Below are 12,534 nucleotides of genomic sequence, written 5' to 3'. Positions count from 1 at the left end.
TCCTCCGACGGGAATTGATTGATGAGCATCGAGACGAAAGCCCTCAACCTGGTGCCGATGGTGGTCGAGCAGACCAGCCGCGGCGAGCGCGCGTACGACATCTATTCGCGCCTGTTGAAGGAGCGCGTGATCTTCCTGGTCGGCGGCATCGACGACCACATGGCGAACGTGATCGTCGCCCAGTTGCTGTTCCTCGAGGCGGAGAACCCCGAGAAGGACATCAACCTGTACATCAACTCGCCCGGCGGCATCGTCACCGCGGGCATGGCGATCTACGACACCATGCAGTTCATCAAGCCCGACGTCAGCACGATCTGCATCGGCCAGGCGGCCAGCATGGGTGCGCTACTGCTGTCGGCGGGCGCTGCGGGCAAGCGGTATGCGCTGCCGAATTCGCGCGTGATGATCCACCAGCCACTGGGCGGCTTCCAGGGCCAGGCGACGGATATCGACATCCACGCCAAGGAAATCCTGTCGATGAAGCAGCGTCTGAACGAGATCATGGCCCATCACACCGGCCAGCCGCTCGAGACGATCGCCCGCGACACCGAGCGCGACAACTTCAAGAGCGCGCAGGCTGCGCGCGAGTACGGCCTGGTCGACCAGGTGCTCGAGCGTCGTCCCGACGACTCGATCACTGCCGCCTGACGCTGCTAAACGCTTGATTCATCATGCATCTGTGTGACGGCGCCCTCCCGGTGGAGGCGCCGGACGCTGTGCTATTCTCGAAACGAAACCGCAATACAGATTTGGCCAAGGCATGAGCGAAGACCGTCAGGGTCGTTCCGGCGACAGCAACAAAATCCTCTACTGCTCTTTCTGTGGAAAGAGCCAGCATGAGGTGCGCAAGCTGATTGCGGGTCCCAGCGTGTTCATCTGCGATGAATGTGTTGAGCTGTGCAACGACATCATCCGCGAGGAGCTCGAGGAGAAGGCGCAGTCTGCCCGCAGCTCGCTGCCCAAGCCGCGCGAGATCCTCGAAGTGCTCGACCAGTACGTCATCGGCCAGCGACGGGCCAAGAAGACGCTTGCGGTGGCGGTCTACAACCACTACAAGCGCATCGAAAGTCGCAGCAAGAACGACGAAGTCGAGCTCGCGAAGTCCAACATCCTGCTGATCGGTCCGACCGGTTCGGGCAAGACGCTGCTGGCCGAAACGCTGGCGCGCCTGCTCAATGTGCCGTTCACGATGGCCGACGCCACGACGCTGACCGAAGCCGGTTACGTCGGCGAGGACGTCGAGAACATCATCCAGAAGCTGCTGCAGAAGTGCGATTACGACGCCGAGAAGGCGCAGCAGGGCATCGTCTACATCGACGAGATCGACAAGATTTCGCGCAAGAGCGAGAACCCGTCGATCACGCGTGACGTGTCGGGCGAGGGCGTGCAGCAGGCGCTGCTCAAGCTGATCGAAGGCACGGTCGCCAGCGTGCCGCCGCAGGGCGGTCGCAAGCACCCGCAGCAGGAGTTCCTGCAGGTCGATACCAAGAACATCCTGTTCATCGTCGGCGGCGCGTTCGCGGGCCTCGACAAGGTGATTCAGGCGCGCAGCACCGACGCCAGCGGCATCGGCTTCGGCGCCAAGCTCAAGAGCTCCGAGCGCAAGGCGGAAGTCGGCAAGGTGCTGGCGGACGTGGAGCCGGAAGATCTGATCAAGTTCGGCCTGATTCCCGAGTTCGTCGGCCGTCTGCCGGTCGTGGCGACGCTCGAGGAACTGGACGAGGCCGCGCTGATCCAGATCCTGACCGAGCCCAAGAACGCGATCAGCAAGCAGTTCAAGAAGCTGTTCGAGATGGAAGGCGTGGAACTGGAGTTCCGTCAGGACGCGCTCTCGGCGATCGCCAAGAAGGCGATCAAGCGCAAGACCGGCGCGCGCGGACTGCGCACGATCGTCGAATCGGTGCTGCTCGACACGATGTACGACCTGCCGTCGCTGGAGAACGTCAGCAAGGTGGTCGTGGACGAGTCGGTCATCGAGCACAAGTCCGAGCCGTACCTGATCTACGAGACCCCGGCCACCGAGCAGAAGGTCGCCTCCGGCGACTGAGTCGACCGCCGGAACGAAACGTTCCGGCGACGCATCCGGGCCGCGTTTTCCGACGCAGACCGCTTCACGACGCGCCGCGTGCCTCCGGGTCCGCGGCGCTTTCGTATGTGGCGATTCAAACGCGCTTGCATCCCGGACGGGCGCGCCCCATAAACGGGGGCAGGGCGACCGCACGGCCGCCAGGGCCGTCCCGCCGGACGGCGCCACACCGAGGAACGACGATGCCCCCACGCAGTACTCCCGAAACCCACGAACTGCCGGTCCTGCCGCTGCGCGACGTCGTGGTGTTCCCGCACATGGTCATCCCGCTGTTCGTCGGCCGCGACAAGTCGATCCGTGCGCTCGATCTGGCGATGGAGGCCGACAAGCGCATCCTGCTGGTGGCGCAGAAGTCCGCCGAAACCGACGATCCGGGTGCCGCCGATCTCTACGAGGTCGGCACGCTGGCGACGGTGCTGCAGCTGCTCAAGCTGCCCGACGGCACGATCAAGGTGCTGGTCGAAGGTACCGAGCGCGTCAGGCTGCGCGACATCCGCGAGAACGAGGGCGCGCTGGCCGGCAGTGGCGTAGCGATCCCGCCGCTCGAATCGCGCGAACCGCGCGAGGTCGAGGCGATCGCGCGTTCGCTGATGAGCCTGTTCGAGCAGTACGTCAAGACGAACCGCAAGCTGCCGCCGGAACTGCTGCAGACGCTGGCCGGCATCGACGATTCCGCGCGCCTGGCCGACACCATCGCCGCGCATCTGGGCGTGCGTCTGGCCGACAAGCAGCGCCTGCTCGAAGCGACCGACACCGCCGACCGTCTGGAACTGCTGGTCGGCTTCGTCGACGGCGAGATCGACGTGCAGCAGATGGAGAAGCGCATCCGCGGCCGCGTGAAGTCGCAGATGGAGAAGTCGCAGCGCGAGTACTACCTCAACGAACAGATGAAGGCGATCCAGAAGGAGCTGGGCGAGATCGACGACGCGCCGAGCGACATCGACGAGATCGCGCGCAAGATCGCCGAGGCCGGGATGCCGAAGGCGGTCGAGGCGAAGGCGAAGGCCGAGTTCAACAAGCTCAAGCAGATGCCGCCGATGTCGGCCGAAGCGTCGGTCGTGCGCAACTATCTCGACTGGCTGCTCGGCGTGCCGTGGAAGAAGCGCAGCAAGGTGCGCAAGGACCTGAAGTCCGCGCAGGACGTGCTCGACGCCGATCACTACGGCCTGGAAAAGGTCAAGGAACGCATCCTCGAGTACCTCGCGGTGCAGACGCGCGTGAAGCAGATGAAGGGCGCGATCCTGTGCCTCGTCGGTCCGCCCGGCGTGGGCAAGACCTCGCTCGGCCAGTCGATCGCGAAGGCGACGAACCGCAAGTTCACCCGCATGGCGCTGGGTGGCGTGCGCGACGAGGCCGAAATCCGCGGTCACCGCCGCACCTACGTCGGTTCGATGCCCGGCCGCATCGTGCAGAGCATGAACAAGGTCGGGACGAAGAACCCGCTGTTCCTGCTCGACGAGATCGACAAGATGTCGAACGATTTCCGCGGCGATCCGGCGTCGGCGCTGCTGGAAGTGCTCGATCCCGAGCAGAACCACACGTTCAACGACCACTATCTCGAGGTCGATCTCGATCTGTCGGAAGTGATGTTCGTCGCGACCTCGAACTCGCTCAACATCCCCGGCCCGCTGCTCGATCGCATGGAAGTGATCCGGATTCCGGGTTACACCGAGGACGAGAAGCTCAACATCGCCACGCGTTATCTGCTGCCCAAGCAGCTGAAGGCGAACGGGCTCAAGGCCGAGGAGCTGACGGTGTCCGAGGGCGCGGTGCGCGACATCGTGCGCTACTACACCCGCGAATCGGGCGTGCGCAATCTCGAGCGCGAGATCGCCAAGATCTGCCGCAAGGTGGTCAAGGAGATCGCGCTCGCCGGCCCGGTCGCCACAGGCAAGGGCAAGGCCAAGGGCATCAAGACGATCAAGGTTACCGAGAAGAATCTCGACAAGTACCTGGGCGTGCAGCGCTTCGATTTCGGACGCGCCGAGCAGGACAACGAGATCGGTCTGGTCACCGGACTGGCGTGGACGGAGGTCGGCGGCGATCTGCTGCAGATCGAAGCGACGCAGGTGCCGGGCAAGGGCCAGCTCATCCTCACCGGCCAGCTGGGCGACGTGATGAAGGAGTCGGCGTCTGCGGCGATGTCGGTCGTGCGTTCGCGCGCCGAGCGTCTGGGCGTCGAGCTTGAAGTACTGCAGAAGCACGACATCCATGTGCACGTGCCCGATGGCGCGACGCCGAAGGATGGTCCGAGCGCGGGTATCGCGATGGCGACGACGCTGGTGTCGCTGCTGACGAAGATCCCGGTCCGCGCGGACGTGGCGATGACCGGCGAGATCACGCTGCGTGGTCGCGTCACGGCGATCGGTGGACTCAAGGAGAAGCTGCTGGCCGCGCTGCGCGGTGGCATCAAGACCGTGATCATCCCCGAGGAGAACCGCAAGGATCTGGCCGACATCCCGAAGAACGTCACCGACGGTATGAAGATCATGCCGGTGAAGTACATCGACGAGGTGCTGGATCTGGCGTTGGAGCGTCCGCTGCCGCCGCCGCCCGGCCAGAAGGTCGAGCGCAAGACCGCCCGCAAGGTCGTGCCGCGCGCGGAGGGCACCAAGCGGACGCGCGTGAAGCACTGAGTCGCGCGTCCTGTTGAAACCGGACGGCCGTCGCTGCGCATGCAGCGGCGGCCGTTCCTCGTTTCCGGGCTGGGCGGTGCGCATGTCTGCGCGGCGCGCAGGTCATCGACGCGAGGCGCCTGGCGTCACGCGCCAGGCGAAATCGTCAGGCGTTCCATCACGATGCTCGCGACGACATGGACGCCGAGCACCGCGACGATGCAGGCAGGCGTCGCGATCACCGCAAAGCCGATGCGTCGCGCACGCGGACGCATGCGTGCAGCGCGATCGGCACGATGCCACAGCCAGGCGCCGAGCATCGACAGCGCGCACGCAGGCAGCAGCGAGCCGAACGTCGCGACCATCCAGAGCAGGCCCAGCGATGGCGCACCGGGCGAAAATTGCAGCCACATCCACGCTTGGGCGAGAACGGGGATTAGCCAGGCGAGGACGCCCAGCGCGATCGCGGTGACTGTCAGCCGGGACGTGTCGCGTGGGACCACGCGTGACGCGCTCAGCGCTGCCGCGGACGCAGTAACACCAGCACCGCGCCAGCCCCGCCCTGTCCACCAGGCGCGCTGTGGAAGGCGAGCACGTCGGCACGTTGTCGCAGCAGGCGATCGACGAGGTTTTTGAGGATCGGCGCATCGGGCGACGAGTTCAGGCCCTTGCCGTGGATCACGCGCACGCAGCCCACGCCGGCATCGATCGCATCGCGCAGGAACAGGCGCAGCAATGCGCTCGCCTGGTGCGCATCGCTGTGGTGCAGGTCGAGTTCTTCCTGCGCGGCGTATTCGCCGCGTCCGAGTAGCTTCAGTACGCGCGGTGAGATCTCGTCGCGCCGGTACTGCATCGTGTCGCCGCCGCCCAGCAGCGGGCCGTCCAGCAGCTGCCTGAACTCGCTGCGCGCTTCGGCATTGTCGCGGTCGGCCATGCGCGTCGACGGGCGCGGTTTCGGCGCCTGTGGCGGCAATGGCGCGGCCGGCAGTTCGCGGACCGGGCCGATTGCACTGCGGAAGAGCGCGGCATCGTCGTCGTCATCGGACGGCGCTGCAGGCGGATCGGGGCGGTGGCGTCCTCGTTGCATGCCGCTAGCGTAGCGGCGTGCGTGTCCGCATGCAGTCTTCCGCGGCATCCGAACTGGGGTGGGGGAGATGCATCCGGTATCATGGCCGCCTTGTCCGACGGCTCGGGGCCTCTAGAACGATCCATGCGCGTACTGGTCAGCAACGACGACGGCGTCGACGCCCCCGGCATCCGGATTCTCGCCCAGGGTCTGCGTGATGCCGGCCACGAGGTGCTCGTCGTCGCACCCGATCGCGATCGTTCCGGCGCGAGCAACTCGCTCACGCTCGACATGCCGCTGCGCACCGTGCAGGTCGATGCCTGCACCTGGCGCGTGCACGGCACGCCGACCGATTGCGTGCACGTCGCGATCACCGGTCTGTTGGAACTCGAGCCCGACATCGTGGTCTCGGGCATCAACAACACCGCGAATCTCGGCGACGACGTGATCTATTCCGGCACGGTCGCCGCCGCGATGGAAGGCCGCTTTCTCGGTCTGCCCGCGGTCGCGATGTCGCTGGTCACGCGCAACCACGACGGCAAGCATTACGAGACCGCCGCGCGCGCCGCCGTCGAGATCGTCGCGCGTCTGAAGGCCGATCCGCTGCCCGCCGACACGATCCTCAACGTCAATGTGCCGGACGTGCCGTGGGACGACCTCGCCGGTTTCGAGGTCACCCGCCTGGGCAATCGCCACCGCGCCGAGCCGTGCACGTCGATCGACGATCCGCGCGGCCGTACCTGGTGGTGGATCGGCGCGGCCGGTCCCGAGCAGGACGCCGGTCCCGGCACCGATTTCCACGCCGTGCGCACGCAGCACATCGCGATCACGCCGATCCATGTCGACCTCACGCGCTACCAGGCGCTCGAGCACGTCGCCAGCTGGGTCGGCGGGCTCGAAGCGGACCTCAAGGCGACCCAGGCGTGACGGCGCGGATGCGCCTGCAGCCCGAAGCGGTCGGCGTCGGGATGACCTCGCAACGCGTGCGCGACCGCCTGATCGAACGTCTGCGCGATGGCGCGCATCCCGGTGGCGGCATTTCCGACGAGCGCGTGCTCAACGCGATCCGCACCGTGCCGCGACATCTGTTCGTCGACGAGGCGCTGGCCACGCGCGCCTACGAGGACACCGCGCTGCCGATCGGCCATGGGCAGACGATTTCGCAGCCCTGGGTGGTCGCACGCATGACCGAAGCGCTGCTCGCGAACGGCATGCCGGGCAGGGTGCTCGAAGTCGGCACCGGCTCCGGTTATCAGGCGACGATCCTCGCCGCGCTCGGCATCGAGGTGCACACCGTCGAGCGCATCGGCGAACTGCTGCGCATCGCGCGCAAGCGTTTCCGCTCGCTGGGCCTCAATGTGCGCAGCAAGCACGACGACGGCCGCATCGGCTGGCCGGAGAACGGTCCGTTCGACGGCATCATCGTCACCGCGGCCGGCCCTGCGCTGGTCGAAGCATTGACTCAGCAGCTCGCCCCCGGCGGCACGCTGGTCGCACCGGTCGGCGCACCGGGTTCGCAACGTCTGCTGGTCCTGCGCAAGCAGGCCGACGGCCGGATCGAGCAGCAGGATGTCGCCGCCGTTGCGTTCGTACCGTTGTTGTCTGGATACGTGGACTGATGCAGCTGTTTGCAAGGATGTACGACACCACGCTCGCGTGGGCCCGCCACCGTCACGCACCGCGTTACCTCACCCTGATGAGCGCCGCCGAATCGGTCGTCTTCCCGATTCCGCCGGATGTCATGCTCGCGCCGATGTCGCTGGCAAGGCCGAAGTCCTGGTGGCGCTATGCGCTGCTGTGCACGCTGGGCTCGGTCGCCGGCGGCCTGCTGGGCTACGTCATCGGTCATTTCGCGCTGGACCTGGTGTGGCCGTGGATCGTGCGCATGGGCTGGCAGCCGGCGTTCGAGAACATCCAGGCGCTGTTCGTCGAACACGGTCTGCTGTTCGTGTTCATCGCGGCATTCACCCCGATTCCGTACAAGGTATTCACGATCGCGTCGGGTTCGCTCGGTGTCGGCCTGCTACCGTTCCTCGTCGGCTCGCTGCTCGGACGCGGCGCACGGTTCTTCCTCGTCGCCGGCCTGATGGCGTGGGGCGGCCCGAAGTTCGAGCCGATGCTCAAGCGCTACATCGAATGGCTCGGCTGGTTGATGGTGGGTCTGGTGATCGTTGGACTGGTCTGGTTGGAGATGCGTGGATGAGGAAGCTGGCGGTGTTGCTCGCAGTGGGATTGTTGTCGGCCTGCGGCACCAGTACGGTGGTCCGCGAGGGCGGCAGCAGCGCGCCGACCTCGACGCCCCGGCCCGGCCAGTCGGTCACTGTGCAACGTGGCGACACCCTCTACCGGCTCGCGACCAGCAACGGCATCAGCGCACTCGATCTGGCGACGTGGAACAACATCCGTGCGCCGTACACGATCTATCCCGGCCAGCGCCTACGCCTGTATCCCGGCAGCGGCAGTGCGCCGCCGGCACGCCCCGCGAGTTCGGGCAGCGCGACCGCGCAGCGTCCGGCCGTTCGACCCACGCAGAGCACGCCCCAGGCGCCCGCCGCCGCGCCGGTGCGCAGCCCGTTCCGCTGGCAGTGGCCGACCGACGGCCAGATCGTCGGCCGCTACGTCGGCAACGATCCGACGAAGCAGGGTGTCGACATCGCCGGCACCTCCGGCCAGGCGGTCAAAGCCGCCGCCGACGGCGTGGTGGTGTACTCGGGCGCAGGCCTGGTCGGCTACGGTGAACTGATCATCGTCAAGCACGACGAACAGTGGCTCACCGCCTACGGCCACAACCGCAGCCGCAGGGTCAACGAAGGCGAGCGCGTCCGCGCCGGCCAGCAGATCGCCGAACTCGGTCGCACGGGCGCCGCCCGCGACATGCTGCATTTCGAGATCCGCTACAACGGCAAGCCGGTCGATCCGCTGACGTATCTGCCGGCGCGTTGATCCATCGCGCGAGCTGACGGTCAGACCACAGAGGTCTTCGACCCGTCGCCCCAGCGGAGGCTGGGGCCCATTCTGGTTCTCGCCGGCCCGCGAAGTCGCGGACGTCAAGATGGGTGAGAAGCCGTACGGCTGTTGAAAAGCGCTTCCAGCATCGCTTGGACGACGGCGGATGCTCTGCTCGGCTGTTTCAGCGCCTCGCGATCAGAACTGCGTGCGGAAGAGCGGGGAGCGACCGTCGCCAAGTCATCGCAGGACGCAGGCCGTGCGCCAGAAGACGCTTAGGCGTCTGCGGATGGCACAGCGCCGGCCAGCACGAACGCCGCCACCACCCGACGCCCCTCACCGGCCAGCACATTGAAGGTGCGCGCCGCGGCAGCGTTGGTCATGGCTTCGAGGCCGATGCCGCGCGACAGGCACGCGGCCATCGTTGCCGGCGGCGGAAAGCCCTGGGTTTCACCGGTGCCGAGCAGGACGACTTCCGGCTCCAGTGCCAGCACTGGGGCAAGGGCATCGAGGTCGAGCGTGCCGACGTCCGTCACCGGCCAGTCCTCGACGAGGCTGCGCGGGGCGACGATGAAGCTGCGGGTCAGGCGGCGGTCGTTGACCAGCGCCAGGCGCCCGTCGGCGCCGCGCAGGACGTAATCGAAATCGGGCGATTCGAGATTGAGCTGCATGCCGCGCCGATCGTGCGGTCAGGACCGCGGCAGGACGATCTGGCGGCGGTCCTTGCTCTGGCGGTACAGGATGGCCACGTGGCCGATGCGCTGCACCAAGGCCGAGTCGGTGCGTCCGGCGATGTCGGCGATCATCGCGTCGCGTTCGTCACGATCGGACGCGCCGACCTTGACCTTGATCAGTTCGTGATGCTCGAGCGCCGCATCGATTTCGGCGATCAGGGCATCGGTGATGCCTTTGCCGCCTACCTGCAACATGGCCTTGATGCCATGGGCCTGGCCGCGCAGAAAACGGGTCTGGGCAGCGGTCAGGGCATTACTCATGGATGAACCGATCGGGGAAATGAAAGCGACCGGCAGGATATCATGGCCACCGGACGCACCTGTCCCGCACTCGAGCCGTTGATGGCCTCCCGCAGCAAAAGCAGCCAGCGCTGGCTGAAAGAACATTTCTCCGATCCCTTCGTGAAGAAGGCCCAGAAGGACGGCCTGCGTTCGCGCGCCGCCTACAAGCTCGAGGAACTGGTCGAACGCGACCGTCTGCTCAAGCCGGGCATGGTCGTGGTCGATCTGGGCGCCGCGCCCGGTGGCTGGTCGCAGTGGGTGCGCCAGGCGCTGGGCGACTCCGGGCGGGTGATCGCGCTCGACATCCTCGACATGCCGACGCTGGCCGGCGTGGAGTTCCTTCACGGGGATTTTCGCGAGGATGCGGTCCTCTCGTCGCTTGAATCCACGCTGGGCGGACAACAGGTGGACCTTGTGTTGTCCGACATGGCCCCCAACAAGAGTGGAATCGATGCCGTCGACCAGCCCCGCGCCATGCATCTGGCGGAACTGGCGATGGATTTCGCGGACAACCACCTGCGCACCGGCGGCACGTTCCTGATCAAGTTGTTCCAGGGCACCGAGTTCGACGATTACGTCCGCAATCTGCGGCGGCGCTACACCAAGCTGTCGATCCGCAAGCCGGCTGCATCGCGGCAACGTTCGCCGGAAGTCTATGCGCTGGCGCAGGGCAAGCTGGCGACGATGAAGTAGCATGACCCCGATTCAAACGCTCCACCGCACTCTTCACGAGAACCCCGAAACATGAACGATCTGGTCAAGAATCTGCTGCTCTGGGTGGTCGTCGCCGTCGTGTTGATGGTGATCTTCCAGAGCTTCAGCCCCAGAACCGGCGCAGGCGGGCAGGACGTCCAGTACTCGCAGTTCATGGAGCAGGTCCGTCGCGACCAGATCGGCTCGGTGAAGATCGCCGAGGATGAGCGCACCATCACGTTCCAGAGCAAGGGCGGCCAGAGCGGCACGGTCATCGCCCCGCGCCGCGACGATCGCATGATCGACGACCTGATGAACCACAACGTCGCGATCGAGCAGGCACCGCCGTCGAGCGGCATCTCGCTGGGTTACATCCTGATCCAGCTCCTGCCGGTGGCGCTGATCATCGGCTTCTGGTTCTTCATGATGCGGCAGATGCAGCAGGGCGGCGGCAAGGGCGCGATGTCCTTCGGCAAGTCCCGCGCGAAGCTGCTCAACGAAGAGCAGACCAAGGTCACCTTCGCCGACGTCGCCGGTTGCGACGAGGCAAAGGAAGAGGTGTCGGAGCTGGTCGAGTTCCTGCGCGATCCCTCGCGCTTCCAGAAGCTCGGCGGCAAGATTCCGCGCGGCGTGCTGATGGTCGGCCCCCCCGGTACCGGCAAGACGCTGCTCGCCAAGGCGATCGCCGGCGAGGCCAAGGTGCCGTTCTTCTCGATCTCCGGCTCGGACTTCGTCGAGATGTTCGTCGGTGTCGGCGCGAGCCGCGTGCGCGACATGTTCGAGCAGGCCAAGAAGCAGGCGCCGTGCATCATCTTCATCGACGAAATCGATGCGGTCGGCCGTCATCGCGGCGCCGGTCTCGGCGGCGGACATGACGAACGCGAGCAGACGCTCAACCAGTTGCTGGTCGAGATGGATGGCTTCGAGGGCGGCGAGGGCGTGATCGTCGTCGCTGCGACCAACCGTCCCGACGTGCTCGATCCCGCGCTGCTGCGTCCGGGCCGTTTCGACCGCCAGGTCGTCGTGGGCCTGCCGGACGTCAAGGGCCGCGAGCAGATCCTGAAAGTGCACATGCGCAAGGTGCCGCTGGACGAGGACGTGCAGCCGCTCGTCGTCGCCCGTGGTACGCCCGGCTTCTCGGGTGCGGACCTGGCGAATCTGGTCAATGAGGCGGCGCTGTTCGCCGCGCGCGAGAACGGCAAGGAGGTCCGCATGGACCACTTCGACCGCGCCCGCGACAAGATCCTGATGGGCGCCGAGCGCCGTTCGATGGCGATGAGCGAGGACGAGAAGACCCTGACCGCCTATCACGAGGCCGGCCATGCGATCGTCGGCCGCCTCGTGCCCGAGCACGATCCGGTCTACAAGGTCACGATCATTCCGCGTGGTCGCGCCCTCGGCGTCACGATGTATCTGCCCGAAGGCGACCGTTACTCGATGAACCGCGTGGCGATCGAGTCGCAGCTGTGCTCGCTATACGGCGGTCGCGTGGCCGAGGAACTGATCTTCGGCGGCGACAAGGTCACCACCGGCGCGTCGAACGACATCGAGCGTGCGACCAAGATGGCCCGCAACATGGTCACCAAGTGGGGCCTGTCCGACGAGCTCGGCCCGATCGCCTATGGCGAAGAGGACGACGAAGTGTTCCTGGGCCGTTCGGTCACGCAGCACAAGTCGGTCTCCGACGACACCGCGCGGCGCATCGACGAGGTCGTGCGCACGATCCTCGACAAGGCCTACGAGCGCACGACCGAGCTGCTGACGGCGAACATCGACAAGCTGCACGCGATGTCGAAGCTGCTGCTCGAATACGAAACCATCGACGTGCCGCAGATCGACGCGATCATGGAAGGCCGCGATCCGCCGCCGCCGATGGGCTGGGGCAAGGCGAACGCGAACAAGAACGACGACAGTGGCGACAAGGGCGGCAACCGCCCGTTGCAGCCGCCGATCGGGGGTCCGGCCGAACAGGCCTGATCGAGTCGCACACGTTTCCAGAAGGCCGGGCGCAAGCCCGGCCTTCTGCGTTTCCGGCGGCGCAACTTCGCCGTAGGATGGATCGCGTGCAGCGATACCCCGCGCCATCGATCGGGTTCGCAACGCGCGCACGCA

General features: G+C 66.3%; 13 protein-coding genes. 9 read left to right on the top strand and 4 right to left on the bottom strand.

The features are described 5' to 3' along the window. The first annotated feature begins 21 nt into the window (after positions 1–21). The 3 genes from clpP to lon all read left to right on the top strand — a co-directional run bounded on the left by clpP (position 22) and on the right by lon (position 4,722). Positions 22–648 (top strand): ATP-dependent Clp endopeptidase proteolytic subunit ClpP, encoded by a 627-nt coding sequence (clpP, locus tag V3391_RS06390; RefSeq protein WP_159678715.1) that lies wholly within the window; start codon positions 22–24, stop codon positions 646–648. Positions 649–760: 112 nt separating this feature from the next. Then, the gene (gene clpX, locus V3391_RS06385; RefSeq protein ID WP_232150575.1) at positions 761–2,047 is read left to right on the top strand and encodes an ATP-dependent Clp protease ATP-binding subunit ClpX; all 1,287 of its coding nucleotides are present in this window, start codon (positions 761–763) and stop codon (positions 2,045–2,047) included. 221 nt (positions 2,048–2,268) lie between these two features. Beyond that, positions 2,269–4,722 carry an endopeptidase La gene (lon, locus tag V3391_RS06380; RefSeq protein WP_332077558.1) on the top strand — a complete coding sequence of 818 codons (2,454 nt, stop codon included), beginning with the start codon at positions 2,269–2,271 and terminating at the stop codon, positions 4,720–4,722. Between the two features lie 125 nt (positions 4,723–4,847). Here lon and V3391_RS06375 read toward each other — a convergent pair whose 3' ends face one another. Beyond that, positions 4,848–5,114, bottom strand: a complete 267-nt coding sequence (locus V3391_RS06375) for a hypothetical protein (RefSeq protein WP_332077557.1) — start codon at positions 5,112–5,114, stop codon at positions 4,848–4,850. A gap of 101 nt (positions 5,115–5,215) precedes the next feature. Beyond that, the gene (locus V3391_RS06370) at positions 5,216–5,788 is read right to left on the bottom strand and encodes a Smr/MutS family protein (protein WP_332077556.1); all 573 of its coding nucleotides are present in this window, start codon (positions 5,786–5,788) and stop codon (positions 5,216–5,218) included. A 123-nt stretch (positions 5,789–5,911) separates the two neighbouring features. On the opposite strand from V3391_RS06370, the gene surE reads away from it, so the two are divergent. Genes surE through V3391_RS06350 form a run of 4 tightly spaced genes read left to right on the top strand, consistent with a single transcriptional unit; the run spans position 5,912 to position 8,710 of the window. Continuing rightward, positions 5,912–6,694 carry a 5'/3'-nucleotidase SurE gene (gene surE, locus V3391_RS06365; RefSeq protein WP_332077555.1) on the top strand — a complete coding sequence of 261 codons (783 nt, stop codon included), beginning with the start codon at positions 5,912–5,914 and terminating at the stop codon, positions 6,692–6,694. After that, positions 6,691–7,386, top strand: a complete 696-nt coding sequence (locus tag V3391_RS06360) for a protein-L-isoaspartate(D-aspartate) O-methyltransferase (RefSeq protein ID WP_332077554.1) — start codon at positions 6,691–6,693, stop codon at positions 7,384–7,386. The genes surE and V3391_RS06360 overlap by 4 nt, the downstream gene beginning before the upstream one ends. Next, positions 7,386–7,970: a YqaA family protein gene (locus tag V3391_RS06355; RefSeq protein WP_332077553.1), complete on the top strand. Its 585-nt coding sequence runs from the start codon at positions 7,386–7,388 to the stop codon at positions 7,968–7,970. Before V3391_RS06360 ends, V3391_RS06355 begins: the two co-directional genes overlap by 1 nt. Next, on the top strand, positions 7,967–8,710 hold the full coding sequence (locus V3391_RS06350) for a peptidoglycan DD-metalloendopeptidase family protein (protein ID WP_332077552.1): 744 nt from the start codon (positions 7,967–7,969) through the stop codon (positions 8,708–8,710). Before V3391_RS06355 ends, V3391_RS06350 begins: the two co-directional genes overlap by 4 nt. Positions 8,711–8,988: 278 nt before the next feature. Here V3391_RS06350 and V3391_RS06345 read toward each other — a convergent pair whose 3' ends face one another. After that, the gene (locus tag V3391_RS06345) at positions 8,989–9,384 is read right to left on the bottom strand and encodes an Mth938-like domain-containing protein (protein ID WP_332077551.1); all 396 of its coding nucleotides are present in this window, start codon (positions 9,382–9,384) and stop codon (positions 8,989–8,991) included. An 18-nt stretch (positions 9,385–9,402) separates the two neighbouring features. Further along, positions 9,403–9,708: a ribosome assembly RNA-binding protein YhbY gene (gene yhbY / locus V3391_RS06340; RefSeq protein WP_332077728.1), complete on the bottom strand. Its 306-nt coding sequence runs from the start codon at positions 9,706–9,708 to the stop codon at positions 9,403–9,405. Between the two features lie 81 nt (positions 9,709–9,789). Here yhbY and rlmE point away from each other — a divergent pair, with 81 nt between their 5' ends. Both rlmE and ftsH read left to right on the top strand, forming a co-directional pair. After that, positions 9,790–10,422: a 23S rRNA (uridine(2552)-2'-O)-methyltransferase RlmE gene (rlmE, locus tag V3391_RS06335; protein ID WP_332077550.1), complete on the top strand. Its 633-nt coding sequence runs from the start codon at positions 9,790–9,792 to the stop codon at positions 10,420–10,422. Positions 10,423–10,473: 51 nt separating this feature from the next. Continuing rightward, a complete protein-coding gene (gene ftsH, locus V3391_RS06330; RefSeq protein ID WP_332077549.1) occupies positions 10,474–12,399 on the top strand; it encodes an ATP-dependent zinc metalloprotease FtsH in 1,926 nt (641 codons plus the stop codon). The last annotated feature ends 135 nt before the right edge of the window (positions 12,400–12,534 follow it).

Source organism: Luteimonas flava (genome assembly GCF_036584485.1).
Classification (GTDB): domain Bacteria; phylum Pseudomonadota; class Gammaproteobacteria; order Xanthomonadales; family Xanthomonadaceae; genus Luteimonas; species Luteimonas flava.
Note: the sequence above shows the minus strand (reverse complement) of the source record. Positions and strands in the feature narration are given on the sequence as shown.

Coding starts and splice junctions, on each gene's coding strand:
- V3391_RS06345 (WP_332077551.1), bottom strand. CDS start 9,384: ATGCAGCTCAATCTCGAATCGCCCGATTTCGATTACGTCCTGCGCGGC.
- surE (WP_332077555.1), top strand. CDS start 5,912: ATGCGCGTACTGGTCAGCAACGACGACGGCGTCGACGCCCCCGGCATC.
- V3391_RS06370 (WP_332077556.1), bottom strand. CDS start 5,788: ATGCAACGAGGACGCCACCGCCCCGATCCGCCTGCAGCGCCGTCCGAT.
- clpX (WP_232150575.1), top strand. CDS start 761: ATGAGCGAAGACCGTCAGGGTCGTTCCGGCGACAGCAACAAAATCCTC.
- V3391_RS06375 (WP_332077557.1), bottom strand. CDS start 5,114: ATGTGGCTGCAATTTTCGCCCGGTGCGCCATCGCTGGGCCTGCTCTGG.
- lon (WP_332077558.1), top strand. CDS start 2,269: ATGCCCCCACGCAGTACTCCCGAAACCCACGAACTGCCGGTCCTGCCG.
- ftsH (WP_332077549.1), top strand. CDS start 10,474: ATGAACGATCTGGTCAAGAATCTGCTGCTCTGGGTGGTCGTCGCCGTC.
- clpP (WP_159678715.1), top strand. CDS start 22: ATGAGCATCGAGACGAAAGCCCTCAACCTGGTGCCGATGGTGGTCGAG.
- V3391_RS06350 (WP_332077552.1), top strand. CDS start 7,967: ATGAGGAAGCTGGCGGTGTTGCTCGCAGTGGGATTGTTGTCGGCCTGC.
- rlmE (WP_332077550.1), top strand. CDS start 9,790: ATGGCCTCCCGCAGCAAAAGCAGCCAGCGCTGGCTGAAAGAACATTTC.
- yhbY (WP_332077728.1), bottom strand. CDS start 9,708: ATGAGTAATGCCCTGACCGCTGCCCAGACCCGTTTTCTGCGCGGCCAG.
- V3391_RS06355 (WP_332077553.1), top strand. CDS start 7,386: ATGCAGCTGTTTGCAAGGATGTACGACACCACGCTCGCGTGGGCCCGC.